20 protein-coding genes are annotated in these 21,534 nt (G+C 48.7%); 7 read left to right on the top strand and 13 right to left on the bottom strand.

Going from position 1 to position 21,534, the window contains the following annotated elements; all coding sequences use genetic code 11:
- The first annotated feature begins 133 nt into the window (after positions 1–133).
- The 4 genes from LOZ80_RS17055 to LOZ80_RS17040 all read left to right on the top strand — a co-directional run bounded on the left by LOZ80_RS17055 (position 134) and on the right by LOZ80_RS17040 (position 4,291).
- The gene (locus LOZ80_RS17055; RefSeq protein WP_238172489.1) at positions 134–1,006 is read left to right on the top strand and encodes a 3-hydroxyacyl-CoA dehydrogenase family protein; all 873 of its coding nucleotides are present in this window, start codon (positions 134–136) and stop codon (positions 1,004–1,006) included.
- Positions 1,003–2,211, top strand: a complete 1,209-nt coding sequence (locus LOZ80_RS17050; protein WP_238172488.1) for an acetate/propionate family kinase — start codon at positions 1,003–1,005, stop codon at positions 2,209–2,211. Before LOZ80_RS17055 ends, LOZ80_RS17050 begins: the two co-directional genes overlap by 4 nt.
- Before the next feature lie 65 nt (positions 2,212–2,276).
- The gene (gene asnS / locus LOZ80_RS17045) at positions 2,277–3,566 is read left to right on the top strand and encodes an asparagine--tRNA ligase (RefSeq protein ID WP_238172487.1); all 1,290 of its coding nucleotides are present in this window, start codon (positions 2,277–2,279) and stop codon (positions 3,564–3,566) included.
- 44 nt (positions 3,567–3,610) lie between these two features.
- Positions 3,611–4,291, top strand: coding sequence for a DnaD domain-containing protein (locus tag LOZ80_RS17040; RefSeq protein ID WP_238172486.1), 681 nt, complete (start codon positions 3,611–3,613; stop codon positions 4,289–4,291).
- A gap of 428 nt (positions 4,292–4,719) precedes the next feature.
- On the opposite strand, the gene mtnB is transcribed toward LOZ80_RS17040, so the two are convergent.
- The 8 genes from mtnB to LOZ80_RS17000 form a co-directional block, all read right to left on the bottom strand.
- Positions 4,720–5,361, bottom strand: coding sequence for a methylthioribulose 1-phosphate dehydratase (mtnB, locus tag LOZ80_RS17035; protein WP_238172485.1), 642 nt, complete (start codon positions 5,359–5,361; stop codon positions 4,720–4,722).
- Positions 5,358–6,020, bottom strand: a complete 663-nt coding sequence (locus tag LOZ80_RS17030) for a 2-hydroxy-3-keto-5-methylthiopentenyl-1-phosphate phosphatase (RefSeq protein ID WP_238172484.1) — start codon at positions 6,018–6,020, stop codon at positions 5,358–5,360. The genes mtnB and LOZ80_RS17030 overlap by 4 nt, the downstream gene beginning before the upstream one ends.
- On the bottom strand, positions 6,017–7,285 hold the full coding sequence (locus tag LOZ80_RS17025; protein WP_238172483.1) for a 2,3-diketo-5-methylthiopentyl-1-phosphate enolase: 1,269 nt from the start codon (positions 7,283–7,285) through the stop codon (positions 6,017–6,019). Before LOZ80_RS17025 ends, LOZ80_RS17030 begins: the two co-directional genes overlap by 4 nt.
- 43 nt (positions 7,286–7,328) lie before the next feature.
- Entirely contained in the window at positions 7,329–8,198 is an 870-nt protein-coding gene (gene proC / locus LOZ80_RS17020) for a pyrroline-5-carboxylate reductase (RefSeq protein WP_238172482.1), read from the bottom strand.
- A gap of 29 nt (positions 8,199–8,227) precedes the next feature.
- Positions 8,228–9,475: a glutamate-5-semialdehyde dehydrogenase gene (locus LOZ80_RS17015; RefSeq protein ID WP_238172481.1), complete on the bottom strand. Its 1,248-nt coding sequence runs from the start codon at positions 9,473–9,475 to the stop codon at positions 8,228–8,230.
- The gene (locus tag LOZ80_RS17010; protein ID WP_238172480.1) at positions 9,468–11,195 is read right to left on the bottom strand and encodes a proline--tRNA ligase; all 1,728 of its coding nucleotides are present in this window, start codon (positions 11,193–11,195) and stop codon (positions 9,468–9,470) included. The genes LOZ80_RS17015 and LOZ80_RS17010 overlap by 8 nt, the downstream gene beginning before the upstream one ends.
- 27 nt (positions 11,196–11,222) lie before the next feature.
- Positions 11,223–12,323, bottom strand: coding sequence for a glutamate 5-kinase (gene proB, locus LOZ80_RS17005; RefSeq protein WP_238172479.1), 1,101 nt, complete (start codon positions 12,321–12,323; stop codon positions 11,223–11,225).
- Positions 12,324–12,729: 406 nt separating this feature from the next.
- Positions 12,730–13,932, bottom strand: coding sequence for a pyridoxal phosphate-dependent aminotransferase (locus LOZ80_RS17000; protein ID WP_283214771.1), 1,203 nt, complete (start codon positions 13,930–13,932; stop codon positions 12,730–12,732).
- A gap of 155 nt (positions 13,933–14,087) precedes the next feature.
- On the opposite strand from LOZ80_RS17000, the gene LOZ80_RS16995 reads away from it, so the two are divergent.
- The 3 genes from LOZ80_RS16995 to LOZ80_RS16985 all read left to right on the top strand — a co-directional run bounded on the left by LOZ80_RS16995 (position 14,088) and on the right by LOZ80_RS16985 (position 17,239).
- On the top strand, positions 14,088–14,612 hold the full coding sequence (locus tag LOZ80_RS16995) for a DUF1572 family protein (RefSeq protein WP_238172478.1): 525 nt from the start codon (positions 14,088–14,090) through the stop codon (positions 14,610–14,612).
- Positions 14,613–14,693: 81 nt separating this feature from the next.
- Positions 14,694–15,497 carry a carbon-nitrogen family hydrolase gene (locus LOZ80_RS16990; RefSeq protein WP_238172477.1) on the top strand — a complete coding sequence of 268 codons (804 nt, stop codon included), beginning with the start codon at positions 14,694–14,696 and terminating at the stop codon, positions 15,495–15,497.
- A gap of 359 nt (positions 15,498–15,856) precedes the next feature.
- Positions 15,857–17,239, top strand: coding sequence for a glycine--tRNA ligase (locus LOZ80_RS16985; RefSeq protein ID WP_238172476.1), 1,383 nt, complete (start codon positions 15,857–15,859; stop codon positions 17,237–17,239).
- A gap of 358 nt (positions 17,240–17,597) precedes the next feature.
- Here LOZ80_RS16985 and LOZ80_RS16980 read toward each other — a convergent pair whose 3' ends face one another.
- The 5 genes from LOZ80_RS16980 to LOZ80_RS16960 form a co-directional block, all read right to left on the bottom strand.
- On the bottom strand, positions 17,598–18,089 hold the full coding sequence (locus LOZ80_RS16980) for a cysteine dioxygenase (RefSeq protein ID WP_238172475.1): 492 nt from the start codon (positions 18,087–18,089) through the stop codon (positions 17,598–17,600).
- A 176-nt stretch (positions 18,090–18,265) separates the two neighbouring features.
- A complete protein-coding gene (locus LOZ80_RS16975; RefSeq protein ID WP_238172474.1) occupies positions 18,266–19,141 on the bottom strand; it encodes an SDR family NAD(P)-dependent oxidoreductase in 876 nt (291 codons plus the stop codon).
- Positions 19,142–19,238: 97 nt separating this feature from the next.
- A complete protein-coding gene (locus tag LOZ80_RS16970; RefSeq protein ID WP_238172473.1) occupies positions 19,239–20,207 on the bottom strand; it encodes a helix-turn-helix transcriptional regulator in 969 nt (322 codons plus the stop codon).
- A gap of 20 nt (positions 20,208–20,227) precedes the next feature.
- Positions 20,228–21,121 carry a LysR family transcriptional regulator gene (locus LOZ80_RS16965; RefSeq protein ID WP_238172472.1) on the bottom strand — a complete coding sequence of 298 codons (894 nt, stop codon included), beginning with the start codon at positions 21,119–21,121 and terminating at the stop codon, positions 20,228–20,230.
- Between the two features lie 204 nt (positions 21,122–21,325).
- Positions 21,326–21,472: a lmo0937 family membrane protein gene (locus LOZ80_RS16960; RefSeq protein ID WP_189017780.1), complete on the bottom strand. Its 147-nt coding sequence runs from the start codon at positions 21,470–21,472 to the stop codon at positions 21,326–21,328.
- Positions 21,473–21,534 lie beyond the last annotated feature (62 nt).

The following is a 21,534-nucleotide window of genomic DNA, read 5'->3' as shown; positions in this document are numbered from 1 at the left end:
TTGAGAAAGTCTAGGGAATGTTTTGTGTATACTAATGAAATTCGGGATCAAAAATTGTATGATATGATTGGGTTCCACTAATGAGAATCCATTGAGAATAGAGAGACATGGAGCATGAGAAGGAGAAATTCGGATGCTATTTAAAAAGATTGGTGTGATCGGCGGAGGCACGATGGGGCAAGGGATAGCCGAGATGTTGGCAGCCCGAGGCCTAGATGTCCTGTTAGCCGAGAAAACGACGGAGAAGTTGGACCGCGCGATTGAGCAAATCACGGTAAGCTTAGATAAACAAATTGAACGTTGGGCGCTTACAGAGTCAGAGAAGAAACTGATTTTGGCTAAGATAAATAAAACAGAATCGCTGGATGATATGGCGAATTGCGATATGGTGATCGAAACCATAACGGAAGATTTGAACGCCAAAAAGCATGTCTTTTTTCAATTGAATCAAATCTGCGATCCGTCGATTATTTTGGCTACGAATACATCAACGCTAAGTGTAACGGAAATTGCAGCGGTGACAACGAATCCGCAGCGGATTATTGGGCTGCACTTTTTGCATCCAGTTGCGAAGATTGATCTTGTTGAAATTATTCGTGCGATGAAAACGTCGGATGCAACTTTTGAGCAAACGAGACAATTTGTGGATGAACTGATCCAGAAAAAAAGCATCAAAGTCAACGAATCGCCTGGTTTTATTACGACTCGATTGATCTGCACACTGATCAACGAGGCTCTGCACACGTTGTCTGAGGGAGTCGCTTCCGCGGAAGATATCGATACAGCCATGCGGATTGGTTATGATTTTAAACATGGTCCGTTGGAAATGTGCGACCGTTTCGGCCTGGATTCCGTTCAAGCCGCGCTGGAAGGCATGTTTCGCGAGTATGGAGATATCAAATATCGCCCATCCTTCCTTTTGAAACAAATGGTACGAGCCGGGCATCTGGGCACGAAGACAGGCGAAGGTTTCTTTCGTTACGATAAGGATGGTGATCGGCTGTGAATATATTGGTTATTAACGCAGGAAGCTCCTCCTTGAAATATCAGCTGTTTCAAATGAAAGATGATTCGGTGCTGGCCAAAGGCCGAGTAGAACGCATTGGGATGGAGACAGCGATCTTGACTCATGAGCCTGCAGGTAAACCCGAAGTGCGCGAGGTGAGTGAAATTCTCGAGCATACCACAGCGATACGCAAGGTTCTGGCGCTGCTGGTCCACCCCGAGCATGGCGTCCTGTCGTCAACGTCCGAGATCGACGCCGTGGGCCACCGTGTTGTCCATGGCGGTGAATCCTTCAAGAACTCCGTCCTCGTCACGGACGAGGTGAAGATGGAGATCAAGCGCCTCTTCGATTTGGCGCCGCTGCACAACCCGGCGCATATGCTCGGCATTCTGGCGGTGGAGGCCAATATGCCTGACGTGCCGCAGGCTGTCGTGTTCGATACCGCCTATCATCAGACGATGCCGGCGAAGGCCTACCTCTATCCGATCCCGATGGTGCTGTATCGGAAGCACAAAGTGCGGCGCTACGGGTTTCACGGAACCTCGCACAAGTACGTCAGCGAGCGGGCCGCAGACTTCCTGGGCCGCCCGCTGGAGCAGTTGAAGCTCGTTACCTGTCACATCGGTAACGGAGCTTCCTGCACCGCTGTAATGGGCGGTGAGTCGGTCGACACGAGCATGGGGATGACACCGCTCGAAGGGTTGATGATGGGTACGCGAAGCGGCGATCTCGATCCTGCCATCGTGCCTTACGCCATGGGCAAAGAGGATTTGACGCTTGGGGAGATCAGCTCCATGCTCAACAAGCATAGCGGATTGCAGGCGATCTCGGGGATCTCCAGCGATATGCGGGAGATCGTGGAAGCGATGGAAGCGGGCGATAAGAACGCTACGTTAGCCTTCGACATGTACGAGTACCGGCTGCGCAAATACATTGGGGCTTATGCCGCGGCGATGAACGGGCTCGATGCGATTGTATTTACAGCGGGTGTTGGCGAGAACTCAGAGCTGCTGCGCAAAAGGGTTTGCGAACACCTGACCTTCCTCGGCATTGAGTTCGATGAAGAAGCAAATCGCAAAGGGAGAGGCGAGGAACGGCGAATCACAACAACTGCCTCCCGCGTGCAAGTTTTAGTCATACCAACGAATGAAGAATGGGTAATTGCCTGTGATACATATCGACTCATCCACCCGGAGGCAAACTGATTGTTTCCGGAAAATAGTGTACAATAGAGAAGGAGTGTGATTTGTTAAGGAGGTTCGATATCGAAATGAAATGTACGATTGGTGAAGTCAAACATCATGTCGGTGAATCCGTTACGATTGGCTGCTGGCTCAACAAGAAGCGTTCCAGCGGTAAGATTCAGTTTTTGCAACTAAGAGACGGTTCGGGCTATATACAAGGCATTGTGATGAAAAGCGATGTCAGTGAAGAGGTATGGGAAGCTGCTTCCAAACTAACCCAAGAGAGCTCTCTATACATAACAGGAATCGTGAAGGAAGATACCCGCAGCAAAGGTGGCTATGAGCTCGATGTGCTCGGAGTCGAAATCATCCAAATTACTGAGGATTATCCCATTTCTCCCAAAGAACACGGTGTTGATTTCCTGATGGATAATCGCCATTTATGGATTCGCAGTCCGCGTCAGCGCGCGGTGCTAGTGATTCGGGCGCAAATTATTCAAGCGGTTCAAAACTTTTTCAATGAACGCGGTTTCCATCTGGTGGATCCACCGATTCTAACTCCGTCTTCTTGCGAAGGTACAACCAATTTGTTCCATACCAAATATTTTGATGAGGACGCTTTTCTTACGCAAAGTGGGCAGCTCTATATGGAAGCTGCCGCGATGGCACTCGGAAGGGTATATTCATTCGGGCCTACATTCCGGGCAGAGAAGTCCAAAACACGCCGTCATCTAATTGAGTTCTGGATGATAGAGCCGGAAATGGCTTTCGTTGATCATGCCGAGAATTTGGACATTCAAGAGCAATTCGTTTCTCATATTGTTCAAACGGTACTTAAAAACTGCTCGCAAGAGTTGGAAACGTTGGAAAGAGATACGACCAAGCTGGAGAAGATACAAGGTTGTTTCCCACGAATCACCTATGATGAAGCGGTTGATTTTCTGCAAAAGAATGGTCATGAGTTCGCCTGGGGCGAAGATTTTGGGGCTCCGCATGAAACGGCGATTGCAGCGCAATACGAAACACCCGTGTTTATTACTCATTGGCCGACAGAAATTAAGGCTTTCTATATGAAACCTGATCCTGACCGACCGGAAGTCGTGCTTTGCGCAGATATGATCGCACCGGAAGGCTATGGCGAAATTATCGGCGGCTCGCAGCGAATCGATGACCCAGCGTTAATGGAACAACGTTTCCAGGAGCATGAATTATCGAAAGAAGCGTATCAATGGTATCTCGATCTAAGGAAGTATGGAACAGTTCCGCATTCCGGCTTCGGATTAGGACTGGAACGAACAGTAGCTTGGATCTGTGGACTTGATCATGTGCGCGAAACGATTCCATTCCCACGTCTCTTATATCGTCTATACCCGTAAATCAATTAATCAACCGTCGGTAGAAAGGGAGGACGATACGAACTTTGAATAAACAAGCAGTTACACAGCAGCAGATCGAAGCGGCTCTTATTGCCAGCTTTCAGGAGGGGAGTGTTGGGGTTCCGCTTCTTCTACTCAAGCATTACAAGGCGATGGAAGTCAGTGAAATTGAAGTGATGACCCTGATTCATCTGATTTCTTTCCTGGAGAAAGAAAAGAACGATTTTCCGACAACGGATGAAATTCAAGCGCGAATGTTCGCATCGCCAGATCAAGTTATAGCCAGCCTCCAAAAGTTAATACACGAGCAATTTATTATGATTGACGAGGATACGGAAGAATTCACGGGCATTCGCAGTGAGCGTTATAACCTAACGCCGCTCTACCGTAAATTGGCTAAACGGGTGGCGGAAGAACAGATGGCACGTGCTGTCAGTGTGCGACCCAGCGCTTTGGCCGATGAGAATGCTAGAAATATTTTTACTACCTTCGAGAAAGAATTTGCGCGTCCTTTAACCCCCATGGAATTGGAAACAATCTCTGGTTGGCTGGATAAAGATATGTACAAGGAAGAGCTTATTATGACGGCGCTCAAGGAAGCTGTGTTCGCGGGTAAAGTTCATTTCCGTTATATTGACCGCATCCTGATGGAATGGGGCCGCAATCGTGTGGCAACGGTTGACCAAGCCAAGGAATATTCCCAAAGATTCAGACAATCCAGATGATGAGCTCAAAACCATCGCACAATTATAGAGAACCTAGCCGCAGACCGCTGTGGGCTGGGTTCTTTTTTTGCGGAATTTATGAAATCAGCTCAAAGCAGAACAAAAGTGCTCTGGGGGTGAGGGGTGAAGGCGCCTTCTGGCAGGCCTCAGCTAATGAACTGTATGATGCTTATAGATGAGAAAAGGGCTGCTTTGGCGATTTAATGAACTAAATAGGCGCTATCGAGCTTTTTTTAGGTGGAAAAGTGCTCGTTTGTTTGAAATAGCGCTTCTGGAAGTCGTTAGATTTTTAGAATGAGCGATTTTGATCGAATAAGGTGTATTGAGTTCGTAAGGGAGCTTGGGTTTGCCTCAAGATGACAAAAAACCAGATTCGACCCATAAGGGGGAATCTGGTCTGGTTTTGGTGTATCAGGCAGAAGAATGAACTACAATCCTTTGTGAAGCAGATGGGAGCGGTACACATATTCAAACAGATACTCAAAAGCTTCCAAATGGCGTTTGGCTTCAAAAGCATTCCCGCCCCACGCGTAGATGCCATGTTTGTGCAGCACGATTCCTGGTATGCGAGGAACGATAGCGCCTTCCACAAGCTCAGCGATTCGCGGGATATCCGCATAGTTCGGCAAAATCGGGATTTCGATTTGTGCGTCTTCTTCCCAGATATTAAATGCTTTGATCAGCTCAACTCCGACAACGGGAATGCTTTTGCGTTCCCAGTAAAGCTCGGAAGCCAGATTATTGAAGATCGTATGGACATGGAAAATAGCGCCTGCGCCTGTAGCTCGATAGATCTCGCTATGGATTAGCGTTTCCGCCGATGGTCTAAGGCTCGTAGCTTCCGTTGGCAGCCCTTTCTCATTCACAAGGAGGAAATCTTCCGGTGTTTGCACAGATTTATCTCTACCGCTGGATGTGATAGCGAAAGTGAAAGCTTCTGGCTCGAAGCCTCCGACACGGACGGATAAGTTGCCGCTAGTCGCAGGGAACCATCCTCTGGCTGCTAAATTGGCTTTAATTTCGCGCAACTCAGCGAAAGCGCGTTGTTTTTCTTCAAGTAAAATAGTCATACGACGGGGTCAGCCTCCAATTGCTTGATAATGTCGAAGAAAGATTCAAAAGCATAGTACGGATAATCGAGCTGTTTGCACATGTCGACGAGATGAGAGCGAGCGAAAATCGTATCGACCAGCTTGGCGCCTTCGAAATCGGTAATACTGTCTCCGATAATGATCTTCTCATAGTGTTCGGAATCATATGAGCGAATGATGCTCGTTTTGCACATGCCGCAGTCGGTTGTACAGTGTTCATCACACGGATTCGGCCAAAGAATCTCGATCGTGCTGCCTTCAAAGGAACTGCCGTTGCTGTAAATATGCTCCGTTGGTATAGGAAAAGGCTTGAGCAGCGGGTATATGAAGAAATCAATACCTCCGCTCGTAATTAACAGCTGGATATGATTCGCTTGACAATAGTCTACGAACTCACGGAAACCGTCTCGAATAACGGCATTGGTAATTGCGTAGTCAACGATCTCTTCCTTGCGCGAAGTTGGAAGGAGGGCGAACATTGCGCCAACGCCTTGGCGAATGGAAATGCTTTTGTCCAAGATTTTCTCGACAATCGGTTCCCAGCCAGGTGGGTCGAAATGCTTCATAATGGCAACTATGTTATCGTTCACGGTAATTGTGCCGTCAAAGTCGCAGAAGACAATGCGTGCCTTGCTCATTCTCTAATCCCCCAAGTATCAATAGCTGATTGTAATTCTGGATGTGTTTGGGCGTAATCGCGCAAGCTGATTCCTTGAACCGTGGCATCGATGGCTTGACGGAAAGCTTGTCCGCCAGCAATCGTACCTAGCGGGTGGCCGTGAATGCCGCCGCCTGCGTTGACAATCACATCACTGCCAAAGTCGCGCAGAATGAGCGGAACAAGCCCAGGATGAATACCTGCCGATGGAACCGGGAAGCTGGCAGCAAGTTTCAACTGCACATCTGACGGAGCATTATAGGCATAATCCTTACGCAAATCATTCGTTAAAAGCACATGCTTAATGGCTAAGTTTTCCTCTCTTGGCATCACAACTGAGCCGTAGGGGGAAGGGAATAGAACTAAGTCAGCGCCAGCCAACCGCATGAGTTTCCCAAGTAACACTGATGGGGAAATCCCATAGTGGGGAGAAGGATAGGTTGCGCCAGCCATCGCTGGATGGGCCATAATCGGAATGGTAATCTCCGGATCCGAACTCAGTTCATGAAGCACGTCGAAGCCATAGGCCAGGACATTGAACAAAAGGGCATTGGCGCCTGCTGCAATAGCTTTCTTGGCCGCAGCAGCGAGTTTGGAGGTCGAGCCGGTCAAATTAACGGCATAGAGCAGCTTCTGACCCGTTAACTTAGAGGCTTGTTCAGCCGCTTCCAGACATACCTCAATCCGCTTCTCGAGCGGAGTCAAAGGATTTTCGAATAAAATTTCATCATCCTTAATTAAATCAACGCCGCCTGCAGCCTGAAGATAGAATTGTTCGCGCAGAGCTGGCAGCTCATATCCAACGACGGATTTGAAGATGCTCATCAGCAGCGGTCGATCCTGCACGCCAAGCAGGTCGCGTACGCCTTGCATACCAAATTTGGGGCCGGAGAAACCAGCCATAAAATCGCTTGAGAAGTTCAAATCGATCAGCTTAATTTTGCCGTCCATGGACAGCTTGCCGAAGACAGTCACGAGCAAAGCGGGAATATCCCGGCTGAAGTTAACATCGGGATAGGCGATGGTGATATCTGCATAACGGTCGCTAGCAGATTCTCCAGCGCCCGGTTCATGCACCTCCACGGAGATAACTTTACCCAAGTGCTTCTCCATCTGGGCTTTTTGTGCTTCAGGAAGCTCCGTCCAGCTGCCAACGGTTAAACCAACAGCGATACTGGTTGCTTTTTTATGAAAATCGGCTTTCTCGTCGAAACTCCGATAGGTGGCTAAACAATAGGCACTCATGAAATACGTTCACCTGCTTATATTAGAATAAGTTCGATAGCGATTAGGACGATTTGGCAATCGGGCTGGGAGCAGCAATTTGCTCGCCCATTTCTCTAGCGCGTTCTGCTGAACTGAAAACAGCCTGGAGAATAGCTTCACTAAATTGAAAACGATCAAGGGCTTCAATAGAAGCCTGGGTTGCACCATTGGGTGAAGTGACTTTGCGACGAAGTTCAGCAGGGTTTTCTTGCGTATGCTGAACCATATGAGCAGCTCCAAGCACGGTTTGCAGCGTCAATTGACGGGCATCTTCTTCGGTAAGTCCACCTTCGATAGCGGCTTTAATCATAGCCTCCATGAAGTAGTAGACGTAAGCTGGACCACTGCCGGATACGCCGGTTACGATCTCCAGTTTTTCCTCTTCAACGATGGTTACGATGCCAACCGCTTCGAACATCTGGGTTGCAAGTTGTTTGAATGTATCATTAACCTTGGAGGAGAAGCTCATTCCTGTAGCGCCTAATCCAATTGTACTTGAGGTGTTAGGCATTGTGCGAACGATAGGCATATTTGTCTGCAACAACGATTCCGCCTTGGCAATCGAGAGGCCGGCAATGACAGAAACGAGAAGCTGGCGTTCATTCAGCTGCGGCTGCAGTTCCGCGAAGGCGGATACGACATCTTTGGGTTTCATGCAAAGCACGACAACATCCGCTTCTCGCAGGAAGGTATCTTTCGTTAGACTGTCCGAAGTCGCTTGTACGCCGTATTCGGATCTTAGAAAAGCCAAACGGCTTTGATCGGAGCGATTCATTACATACAGATTTTGCGGTTGAGCGACTTTGGTTTCAATAAGGCCGCGAATGATGGCTTCGGCCATGGAACCTGCGCCGACAAAGGCAATTTTGGCTTGGGATAAAGATGTGGACATCTTGCAAAACCTCCTCAAAGTAGGAATCGTTATTCCCGTATTTGTCCGCTGCCATAAACGCGGAATTTCGTTGATGTTAATGCTGGCAGTCCCATTGGACCACGTGCGTGGAGCTTTTGAGTGGATATGCCGATTTCTGCGCCAAATCCGAATTCAAACCCATCCGTAAAGCGAGTTGAAGCGTTGTGATAGACGGCTGCTGCATCTACTTCCTGTAAAAATCTCTCTGCTTGAGCGGCATCCTCAGTCACAATACATTCTGAATGCTTGGTGCTATATTCACGAATATGGGCAAGGGCATCATCGAGATTCTTGACCACTTTGATGTTAAGGATATAATCGCCATACTCGGTTTTCCAATCTTCACTTTCGGCCACTTTCATGCTTGGTACCAAGGTTCGAGCGTGCTCGTCGCCCCGAAGCTCTACATGGGCTCCTGTGAAAGCCTCCGCGATGGCTGCCAAATGTTTCTCTGCAATAGCTTCGTGTACGAGCAGAGTTTCCATGGAATTACAGACAGACGGACGCTGTGCTTTGGCATTAATGCCAATACGGACAGCCATTTCGAGCTGTGCACTTTCATCTATAAAAGTATGACATACACCTGCTCCTGTTTCAATGACAGGGACTGTGGCGTTCTTGACAACATTTTGAATAAGTGAGTGTCCGCCTCTAGGGATGAGCACATCGATCAAGCCGTTCAGCTTTAACATTTCATCGACGGAGCTGCGGTCAGCGCTAAGAATTAATTGCAAGGCTTCGGCTGGAACAGCTGAACGGCGAAGGGCGCCGTGCAGAACCTCAATGATTTTCTCATTCGAAAATAAAGCCGATGAACCTCCGCGCAGCACGACGGCGTTGCCCGTTTTCAGGCAGAGACCAGCGGCATCAACCGTGACATTGGGTCTTGCTTCATAAATGATGCCGATCACACCCAAAGGGACACGTAGTTTGCGAATGCGCAAGCCATTAGGACGGTCAAAGGATTCTAATAGGTCGCCAATTGGATCAGGAAGCTCGGCAATTTGTCGAAGTCCTTCGGCAATTCCGGCGATTCGCGATTCATTGAGGGCCAGGCGATCAAGCAGCGATGCGCTCGTGCCTAATTCTTTGCCGCGCTGCAAATCCTTGGCGTTAGCTTCAATAATCGCTTGCTGCTCAGTGACAAGGGCATCTGCCATTAACAGCAGAGCTTCGTTTTTCTGTTCGGTTGTAAGGTTGCCCATGATTTGGGCGGCTTGTTTGGCAAGGATTGATTTCTGAATAACTTCACTCATGAGTAGATCGACCTCCGGATTGGAAAAATGATTGGCAATGGGCAAGCAGTTGTTGAACGGTGAATTCATAGGGAAGACCACTGCGGCGTTCTTTGCATTCGATGATTCGTTCACCGGCTTTTTTACCAACGGTTACTCGTATAGGGAAACCAAGCAGGTCGGCATCATTGAACTTCACGCCAGGGCGCTCTTCACGATCATCCCATAAGACGGAATAACCGGCTTGTTGAAGTTCTGTGTAGAGATCTTGAGATAGTTTCATTTGAATTTCATTTTGGGGCTGTACAGTTAACAGATGAATGGAAAAAGGGGCTATTGTCTCAGGCCAAATAATCCCCTGTTCATCGTAGTTCTGTTCAATGACAGCTGCCAGCACACGGGAAACGCCGATGCCGTAACAGCCCATGATGATGGGCTCAGAATTGCCATGCTCATCACTGAAAGTTGCGCCAAGTGAATGGCTGTATTTGGTGCCTAATTTAAAGACATGCCCAACTTCAATCCCTTTGGCAAAAAGGAGCTCATGGCCGCAATGGCTGCATAATTCACCTTCCGCCACATTATGAAGATCCAGATAAGTAACACTCGGCAAATCTCGTTCAAGGGAGACATGCGTCAGATGATAGTCCAGTTCATTGGCGCCTACGACTGCATCGATGATGCCTCTGGTGGAGATGTCAGCTAGAATCTGGACGTTAGGAAGTCCAATAGGACCGATAAATCCTGCGATTGAGCCTAGTTTGAGAATCGCATTCTCGGAAAGCATGGCGACAACGGCAGCGCCGAGCGTTTGCTTTAATTTGATCTCATTTAATTCATAGTCGCCTCGAAGCAATACGATGACTGGCGTTCCGTCGACATCAAGGGCAACGGATTTGATAATTTGCTGGGGCGAAATTTGCAGAAACTGGCTGAGCTGCTTGATACTGCTGATCGCAGGGGTATGAATTTTGGCCGGTTCAGAAGATGCTGAGGCTGGTCCTTGAGTTCCTTGCTCAGGCATACGGCCAATGGCTTTCTCCAAATTAGCTGCGTATTGGCAAGATGGACAATGCACGATCGTATCTTCACCAACTTCTGCCAGTGCCATAAATTCATGGGTGTCTGTTCCTCCGATGGCACCGGAATCTGCTTCAACGGCGCGGAACTGCAAGCCACAGCGTGTGAAGATGTTAACATACGCGTTATACATGCTGGTATAGCTTTCGTCCAGACCTTCGGCAGAGCTGTCGAACGAATAGGCATCCTTCATCAGGAATTCCCGTCCTCGCAGCAGGCCGAAGCGCGGTCTGCGTTCATCCCGATATTTCGTTTGAATCTGATACAGCGTAACCGGCAGCTTCTTATAAGAATGAATCTCATCTTTCACAATCGACGTAATGACTTCTTCATGTGTTGCGCCTAAGGCGAACTCACGGCCATTACGATCTTCCAACCTCATCAGTTCAGGACCGTAGACATCCCATCTCCCCGATGCTTTCCATAATTCGGAAGGATGCAGAGCAGGCATCAGCATTTCTTGTGCGCCAGCAGCGTCCATTTCTTCACGAACGATGGTTTGTATATGTTGCAGAGCTTTAAGCCCTAAAGGCAGATAAGAATAAATACCGCTGGAGAGCTGCCGAATCAATCCGGCTCGCAGCATCAGGCGATGGCTTGCCGCTTCGGCATCTCCAGGCACATCGCGCAAGGTCGGGATTAGCATTCGTTGTTGTCTCATCTGTAGGCACGCCTCACTTTCTATTGCTTAGGCCAAAGGGACCCATTCATCCCGGTGAATAACTTCAATGCGGGTGACTTCGACCCGTTTCTGGACTTCATCCGTGCTTAAACCTGCGGCGGCTTGTACTTGCCAAGCCGCGTAGTTGACGACGCCGCGGCCGAGAAGCGCGCCGTCCTTACTCATCACCTCGACGACATCACCGGGGTGGAAATCGCCTGTTGCGCCGATAATGCCAGCCGGGAGCAAGCTTTTGCCGCCGCTGATCAGAGCGTTCATCGCGCCTTGATCAACATGAATTTGACCTTGGGGCAGCGAGTGGTAGCCGACCCATTGCTTCTTCACGGGCAGATTGTTCAGCGCCGTGTCGAAGTAAGTGCCCTTGCCGGTGCCGTTCACGGCATCCGACAGGTCGCCGGGCTCCAGCACGCGCCCGATGAAGACCGGCACGCCCCCGCGCATGGCGATGCGGGCTGCTTCAACCTTGGAGCGCATGCCGCCAGTGCCGACTGCGCTCCCGGAGCCTCCAGCGAAGCTGAACAGCTCATCGCTGATGGCAGCTACGCGCTCGATGCGCTGCGCGTTCGGGTTCTTCCGTGGATCGTCCGTGTACAGGCCGTCCATATCGGTAATGATGATCAATTTGTTCGCTTTGACCAAATTGCCGACGAGCGCGGACAACGTATCATTGTCGCCGAATTTCAGTTCATCGACCGAGACGGTGTCGTTCTCGTTAATAATGGGGACGACGCCGCGTTGCAGCAGTTCGTCGATGGTCAGCAGCGCATTCTGTACACGCTTGCGATTGGAGAAGTCGTACCGGGTCAGCAGAATTTGCGCCACGCCGCGGCCGTGGGATGCGAATGCTTCATGGTACGCCTGCATCAACAGCGCTTGCCCGACGGCTGCCGCGGCCTGCTTCTCGTGCAGCACCTTGGGCCGCGTACGGTAGCCAAGGGAGGTGAAGCCTGCGGCAACCGCGCCGGAGGTGACGAGCAGCACTTGATTGCCGGCCTGCTGAAGCCGCGCCAGTTCTGTCGCGAAGAAACGTATTTTATCCGGATTGAGTCCTCCGGTATCTGAAGTTAGTGAGCTGCTGCCGATTTTGACAACAATGCGCTGAGTCATAACGATCCCATCCTTTATGTCTTCGTATGTAGATACAAAAAAAGACTCCCGTCCTTAACACATAAGGACGAAAGTCTGTTGCTTCCGCGGTACCACCTTAGATTGGCGCATGCCAAAGGCAGCACCCCACTCTAGATTCCCTAAATAACAGTAGGGGACTGTTCAACTCTTCGTTGACGGTTCAGGGGCGGGTTCGGAATCGGTTCACGGCAAGCTCTCTCAGTCAGTGGAGCTTACTCTCTGGTTACGTGCTGCTCGGTCCTACTATTCCCATCATAACGTTGTAATATTTGAAGTTTTGGAAGACTTCCTTTTTTGGTTCTATCTAGAATAGCATGCTGCACGAACGTTTGTAAAGCAGCGAATGTCTGTTTTTCCTTGCGACATGTGCCGTTTTATTTCGCGATTAGCCGAATAAATGCAGCTTGCCTATGCGCTGGACAGCTTCTTCTAATCTCTCCTCGGAAGATAAGAGACCTAGTCTTACATAGCCTTCGCCGTGTGTACCGAAGCCTACACCAGGTGCGACGACGACTTTGGCTTCCTCCAGCAGCAAATCAGCCAGACTTTGCGAGGAGTGTCCTTTGGGCACCGGCAGCCAAGAGAAGAACGAACCTTGTGAAGGACGCGCGTCCCAACCGATGCCAGCTAATGCTGTGTACAAGGCATTGCGGCGGCTTTCGTACACGTCGCGCAGCTCGGTTACACAGTCCTGGGGACCCGTCAGCGCTGTTGCTGCGGCCACTTGAATGCCGCCAAACAGCGAGCAATAGTAGTGATCCTGCATCAAATTGATGAGGCGAATCACTTCTTTGTTCCCGAGGGCAAACCCTACGCGCCAGCCGGCCATGTTATAGGTTTTGGAGAGGGTATAGAATTCGATGCCGACTTCTTTGGCTCCTGGAGTTTGCAGGAAACTCACCGGCTTCTGTCCGTCGAAACCGATAGCGCCATAAGCGAAATCACTGGCAACGACGACGCCATTTTTCTCAGCGAATGCTACCGTTTCTTCATAGAAAGAAGCCGGAGCCGTTGCTCCTGTCGGATTGTTCGGATAATTGATAAACATCAGCTTGGCACGGTTTAAATCAGATTCACGAAGCTGTGAATAATCCGGCAAGAAGTTGTTTTCTTCGCGAAGCGGCATAAAAGCCATCTCGGCTCCAGCCAAGGCAACGCCCGACCAGTAGTCCGGATATCCTGGGTCTGGTACTAGACACACATCGCCTGGATTCAATAAACATTGAGCGATTTCAATCAGACCGGTTTTACCGCCGAACAGGATGGCGACTTCCGTATCTGGATCGAGATCAACATTATGGTCTTCTTTGTAACGCTGCGCAACCGCTTGTTTCAGGAACGGAAAGCCGCTGAAAGGCGGATATTTGTGATAGAGCGGGTTAGCCGCAGCTTCCTGCATGGAGGCTACGATGTGCGGGGGAGTAGGACGGTCTGGATTTCCTTGGCCTAAATTAATAACGTCGTGGCCTTGAGCGATTTGAGCATTGGCCTTGCCTACGAGCGTTGCGAAGAATTGTGTCGGTAAACCTTTCATCCGTTCAGCGGGCTGTATGGAAAAGGCACTTGTTTGAGTAGATAAATTTGTCACGGGTTTAATTCACACTCCGTAGGTCGGGATTTTGATTAATATCCTTAATGTAACATGATTAATCTTTTTTTCATAGTGATGAAAAAAAACGATTTTACTTAGGTCATTCCTTCCACTATGGTTAAATCAGATAGAACGGAAAGGTGATGAAGGCAATGAAGGAGCAAGATCAAGTGGCAGGGGTATTCTATCAAGAATCCATTCGCGCTTTTGCAAGTATGAAAAAACTGGCAGACAAAGCATTGGCTCAAGCGGAGGATGCCCATTTCTACCTTACATTAGATGAAGAGTCGAATTCCCTTGAGGTGCTGATTAAACATATGCACGGAAATATGCAGTCGCGCTGGACGGATTTCTTAACGACTGACGGTGAAAAAGCAACGAGGGAACGCGACGGCGAATTCGAGGGACAAGGTCAATCGCGGGAAACGCTGATGTCACTCTGGGAAGAAGGATGGTCGGTGTTATTCAGTGCGCTTAATGCATTGGAAGATGAAGATGTTCTACGAATCGTGCAAATTCGCGGTGAAGGGCATACCGTTCTTCAAGCGATTCAAAGGCAAGTCGCCCATTATGGTTATCATGTGGGGCAGATCGTTTTACTTTGTAAGCATTGGGCCAGCGGGCAGTGGCAGACGCTAAGCATTGCACGCGGACAGTCCAAACAATTCAAACCTTAACACTCGGCATTGAGTTCGGCGCATATTTCGTCTACTATGAAGAGATAGATGTTTTTTGCCAATGAAAGGAGTTTTCCACGCATGTCAGAATCACAATTCCTGCATATTGCACTGATTCAAATGGATATTACAATCGGTGAGCCCGACACGAACTTTAGACGCTTGGAGCAGCTTCTTGAACAAGCGGTACGCAATGAGACCAAACCCGACGTCATCGTTTTCCCAGAGATGTGGAATACCGGCTATGCGCTGACTGAGATTCAGCAGCTAGCGGATGTGAACGGAGAGCGCACCAAAGCGTTCTTGAGTGGTTTCGCGAAGACGCATCATGTGAATCTGATTGGCGGGTCCATTGCCGATAAAAGAGAAGATCGCGTACTCAACACGATTTATGCGTTTGACCGGGAAGGCGCTGAGATCGCGGAGTATTCCAAGATCCATCTGTTCCGTCTGATGGACGAAGAAAAATTCCTGCACAGCGGAGACCAGCTTGGCCGTTTTGAACTTGAAGGCGTGCCAGCCGGGGCGATGATTTGCTATGACATTCGCTTTCCTGAGCTTGCCCGCAAATTGGCGCTCGAAGGCGCGCGTATTTTATTCGTTCCTGCGGAATGGCCGCATCCACGCTTGCATCACTGGCGTACCCTGCTGATGGCAAGGGCTATTGAGAATCAGATGTACGTGGTTTCCTGCAACCGCGTTGGCACCAGCGGGACGACGGATTTCTTCGGGCATTCCATGGTGATTGATCCATGGGGAGAAGTTATCGTGGAAGGCGACGAAAGCGAAGCTGTTTTGCACGCTACGATTGATTTAACGGAAGTTGTCCGCGTTCGCGCCAAAATTCCTGTTTTTGAAGACCGCCGTCCGCATTTGTATGAATGAAATGAAAAGATTACCGATTTCCGTTTGATTTTTTGTCGGTTTTTCTGTAAACTAAAGCCAATTGAATGATCAATTATGGCTGTGAAGGATGAATAGTACTTGAACAACTTCTAGTTCAGCGAGCTGGGGACGGTGAGAGCCCAGACAATGAAGCTCAAGGAAAGGCTGTCCGGAGCCAATACGATAAAGGGGATACAGGCTGATATGGCTGTATCAACTAGGGTGGAACCGCGGGTGCGTAAGGCTCTCGTCCCTAGGCATTCTTTGATGCCTTTGGATGTTGAGCTTTTTTTGTTGTTTGCTCAACACCAAACGGTTGTTAGAGTCATTTTACGAGAAGATGAAGGAGCGAATGAGCAATGAGTGTTACAATGGATCAAGTCGTAGCTTTAGCGAAGCACAGAGGTTTTGTATTCCCAGGTTCCGAGATTTATGGCGGTTTGGCTAATACGTGGGATTACGGTCCACTGGGTGTTGAGCTGAAAAACAACATCAAGCGCGCTTGGTGGAAAAAGTTTGTTCAAGAGTCTCCTTATAACGTTGGTCTTGATGCCGCGATTCTGATGAATCCGCAAGCTTGGGTAGCATCTGGACACGTAGGCAACTTCAACGATCCGATGATCGATTGCAAAAGCTGTAAAGCCCGTCACCGCGCGGATAAATTGATTGAGAACAAATTGGCGGAGAAAGATATCGAAATTATCGTAGACGGCATGACTTTCGACGATATGATGAAATTAATCGTGGAGAACGACATCGTTTGTCCGGATTGCGGCAGTAAGGATTTCACTGACATTCGCCAGTTCAACCTGATGTTCAAAACGTTCCAAGGCGTAACAGAAGCCAGCTCCAACGTCGTTTACCTGCGTCCTGAGACAGCACAAGGGATCTTCGTAAACTTCAAAAACGTGCAGCGCACGATGCGCAAAAAGCTGCCATTCGGTATCGGCCAAATCGGTAAAAGTTTCCGCAACGAAATCACACCGGGGAACTTTACGTTCCGTACGCGTGAATTTGAACAAATGGAGCTTGAGTTCTTCTGTAAACCAGGAGAAGACATGAAATGGTTCGAGTACTGGAGAAGCTTCTGCCACAATTGGTTATTGTCATTAGGCGCCAAGCCTGACAATCTTCGTCTGCGTGATCATAATGATGATGAATTGTCCCATTACAGTAATGCGACAACGGATATTGAATATAAATTCCCCTTCGGCTGGGGCGAGCTATGGGGCATCGCAGACCGTACGGACTTCGACTTGAAACAGCACATGGAGCATTCCGGTGAGGATTTCAATTATATCGATCAAGAAACGAATGAGCGTTATATTCCATATTGCATCGAGCCGTCGCTTGGTGCTGACCGTGTAACCCTGGCGCTTTTGATTGATGCTTTCGAAGAGCAGAAGCTGGAAGGCGACGACAGCCGTACCGTTCTTCACTTCCACCCGGCCCTTGCGCCAATCAAAGCTGCTATCTTCCCGCTTTCCAAGAAGTTAAGTGAAGGTGCGCAAGCGGTATTCGCGGATCTGGCGAAGCATTTTATGGTTGATTACGATGATACAGGCTCTATTGGCAAAAGATATCGTCGTCACGATGAGATCGGTACGCCATTCTGTATTACGTACGACTTCGAGTCGGAGACGGATGGTCAAGTGACAGTTCGCGATCGTGACACGATGGAACAAAAGCGTCTTCCGATTTCTGAATTGAAAGCCTTCATCGAGGCGTCCCTTCAGTTCTAATAGCAAACCCCCTGACATAACGCTGATTGCGTGATTTCAGGGGGTTTTTCTTAACGAATTTATATGTTTGGGTCTGGGTCGAGCGATGCTTACTTCCTATTTACTGGCGTTTACACAGCTTTTTTTGCTGCGGTGGTTTCTGTCTCAAAGGACATCTAATGAACTGTATGATGCTTATAGACCGGAAAATGGCTACTTTGGAGATGTAATGAACGGAGTTGGCGCTATCCGGCACTTTATTGGCAGAATGATGATCATTTGCTTAAAATAGCGCATCTGGCATTCATTAGATTTTCAGAATGAGCGATTTTGGCCAAATAAAGGGTATTGAGTTCGTTAGGGGGCTAGGTTTTTCTTTTTAAATGACGTAGTCAAGAATCTCGCTGTAGGGCAAATACCGTTCTACTTGACGCAGAGGCGGACTATAGACATGAAGAGAGATTGCGGCTTCCTGACCCGGATTGCTTAATTGATGAATTTGATCCTTTGGGGCTGTAAAATACTCGCCTGCCTGAATGCGATCTTCCGCATGACTAATGGGGTAACCTTCATTATCCAAACGGTACTTCGTGTTAAGCAAGGAGCCTCGAATTAAGCAAGCAGCGCCAATCGCGGGTCCATGATTGTGAATGGCGGTAGCTTCGAAAGCAGGGATGTGGATGACTATCACCTCTAAATTGGTAGCGCTATAGATCACACTGCGGCCATATGCGAATTGCTGAGGTTCTGTTGCATAAGCCGGCACTTCTCCTAATGTGCCCTCGATGTCTTGCAGGGCTGCTTGCAGTTCTTCCAGCGAAGGATCCTGCAATTTACAGAATGTCTGTTCAATTGCTTGTAATAAGGACATGGTTTCCGCCTCCTAGGCATTTGTTTCTTTATCAAGAAAAGTTGGTCAAACGATAAGAAACTTTTATATAACCTATGCAGGAGGCATTCGATGTGACAGTGGTAAATGTACAAGCTTTGCTTGTCAATCCAACCGCCGAAATTTTTTTCAAAAGTTATTCATCTAATCATAGCGGCTTACGCGCGAAATGGAGGGACGCGTCTGCCGTCGATATCCGTAAAGCTATATTCCTCCGCTAAAGTGCCGGCCTCCAGCAGCTGCCCGGCTTTCAGATGAACATGCGGGTCAGAAGCTAACGCGACCACTGCGCGTCCGATATATTCAATAGATTCTGTAGCTTGCAGAGCTTCAACCTTCAGGAAGTCAAGGTCATCGGGTTGGAGCCCGTAATGGTGAAGCACGGCTTCCGTTCTCATCCAGCCCGGAGCCAAAGCAAGTGCGGTAATGTCCAACCCATTGGCTTTGAGATTCAAAGACATGGTGCGGGACATGTTGGCTACTGCACGTTTAACCGTATCATAGAACACATTCACTGGATTATCGCCGCCAATATCCGGGTAAACGCCTGTATTGATCAATAGTCCTGTTTTTTGCTCGAGCCAAAAGGTTGACATGGCATATCGGCTGGAAACCATCTGGGCGCGCAATCCAGCGCCGAACATTTTGTCCCACCGTGTCATCGGCTGTTCCCAAAATGGCGCTTGAAAGTCCACGTCTTCATAATCCTCATAGCCGCCCCACGCGTTATTGACAACGATATCGAGCGTGTCTTGCTCGCGTTTAATTTGCTCGTACAGCGCTTTAACATCCTCATCCAGCGTATGGTCACAGCGTACCGCAATACCTTGACCACCTCGTTTTGTAACTTCATCTGCGGTGTCTTCAATGGTTCCCGGGACATCTGCTCTTGTGGACTGTGCTCTGGTGCTGCGTCCTGTCACATAGACTGTTGCTCCTGCTTCACCGAGAGCTAACGCAATCCCGCGGCCTCCTCCTCGACTAGAGCCTGTTACCAAAGCTATTTTACCTTGCAAGTTGTTGAATTGAGTCATTGGACTGCCTCCTTATCGTAAGCCTAGTTTGTGTTCTTCCAAGCTTCTTCATAAGTGTATAGCGAATCCCAGACAATTCTTGTCATAGTCTTCAAAGTCACTGAGAAACCTTGCCGTACGCGATCTGCATCGCCTGAATTTGCTCACGTATCCACTGGACCATAGCTGGAGGTTGTTCCACGACAGCCTCTTTGCCTAAACTTAAATAATAGTTGGAAAAGTATGCTAAATTGCTTGGGTGAATCTGGGTCGCCAAATAACCGCTGCCATCTTTCCTGCGTTCCAAATGTTCATCAGGGCCATTGCTTCGTTCATAGGCTCTTACGCCTTCAGGACTAAATCTGACCTTCAAAGGAAGTGTGGCAGCTTCTTTACTTGCATCATGCCCAGTTTTCAGCCAGTCTCCAAGTGTGTAATGCTGAAAGTCTTTGGGTGAATACTCAGCTCCGGCTGGTTTCAAAGCTCGAATCCGGTCAGCTCGAAACAGGAGAATGGATTCTTTTTGGAAACAATAAGAGGGGAAATACCAGAAGCCATTGGATGAGTAAATGCCGATAGGCTGCAAGACTCTCTGTTTATCGCCATCCTTGGAACTATAGGTGATGAACAGGGGCTGCTCGGCAATCGCTGCGTCCAGCAGCTGCTCTAAGTAAGGCGAACTTTGCGTCCGGCTGGGTGTCCAGAACGAGACGCGGTCTTTCAAGGCATCGATTCGGGCTTTCGTATCCGATGGCAGGTTGTGATAGAACTTATTCAGAGCGGTCACAGATTCCGCTGAAAAAGGAAGCGCCCCATAAAACTGAAGCGATTGAAAGGCGAAGAACATGGCGACGGCTTCTTGTTCCGAAAAAAGAATCGGCGGGAGCATTCGCTTTTTCAGCAAGCGAAAACCGCCATGCGGGCCGAATTCGGTGTAAAGCGGCATCCCGAGTTCGCTTAACTCTTGCAAATAGCGGTGCATGGTGCGCTCGGAAACACCGAATTCATCAGCCATTTCCTTCGTTGTGAATTGCATGCGCTCATTGACAGCCATCATCAATTGGATTAGCCGCTGCGTTTTGTTCATCTTCGTGATGACCTCCATTGCTATTCGGTTGAATTCATAACTTCTTTCATCGTGGCCACGAAGGCTTCTGCAGCTTTGGACAGATATCTGCCCTTGCGATAAGCGATAACCAACGTTCTGGTCGGCCTGCCCTCGAGCTGAAGATGGATAGGAGACAGCTCGCTAAAGCTTCTTTTGGAAATTAAATAAGGGACAAATGCAATGCCCATCCCAGCTGCGACAAGCGATTGAACCGTCTCCATGTTGCTGGATTCGAAGACGATATTGGGAATGATGCCGGCTTTTTGGCACAATTCCAAGGTGAGTTTTCGGAATCCTTGACCTTTTTTCAGCGCAATGAAGGAGTCGCGTTCCAATTGTTCAATTCGGACCGGTTCCTTGCTTGTCGCCAGTAGATGCTGGGGAGGAACGGCGAGGACAATTTCTTCTTCCAATATGGTCTCATAGATAAGTGAATCTTCACGCAGCGGCAAAGAGAGCAGCGAGATATCCGTTTGCCCGCTCATCGTCAGCGTTTCTAGATTCGAAGATGTTTCCTCAACCAGAGAAATTTCGATGTCCGGGTAGGCCGCTTGAAAGACTGGGACAACAAAGGGCAGAATGGTCGATCCGGTAATCGGCATGCTGCCGACGACAAGTCGCCCTTTTTTCATCTGCGAGATGTCCTCCATCTCTTTTTTGAGCTGTTCCACCATGTCGAGAATTTTTTGTGATTTTTCGACAAATAGGGAACCTGCGTGCGTGAGCTCCACAGAATTCGTGCTGCGTTGGAAAAGCAGAACGCCAATCTCCTTCTCCAGTTTGGATAATTGCTGGCTAAGGGAGGGCTGGGCAATATGCAGCTTTTCCGCGGCTCTTGAGAAATTGCGTTCGATGGCAATTTGAATCGCGTATTGTAGTTGGCGTAATTCCATATGTAAGTTCATCTCCTGAAAAGTAATTGCATGGGTCATGTTTATTGGTTCTACCTATAAAGTGTACCCTAACTATATCAGATATAGGGAACCGCTGAAATAAGCGATCAACGATCTGCGAATAGAAGTAAATCCAGACTGTAATAGAAAAAGCTGCCCACCAGGTTTTAACCTTGTGGACAGCCTTGTGGAAATGTGGCGTTTCTAACTGCTTCTGCGACCTGTAACCAAATTGAAGATTAATGAGATTAAAGCCACGACAAGCAGCAAATGAATCAAGCTGCCTCCAATGCCAAAACCCATACCCAAAGCCCACATAACTAATATAATGACGAAGATTGTCCATAACATACACATACACTTCCTTTTCATTCTGGTATAATTGCTTATACTACAAACTAACCATCTCATTT

It is taken from the genome of Paenibacillus sp. HWE-109 (assembly GCF_022163125.1).
GTDB lineage: Bacteria > Bacillota > Bacilli > Paenibacillales > NBRC-103111 > Paenibacillus_E.
Note: the sequence above shows the minus strand (reverse complement) of the source record. Positions and strands in the feature narration are given on the sequence as shown.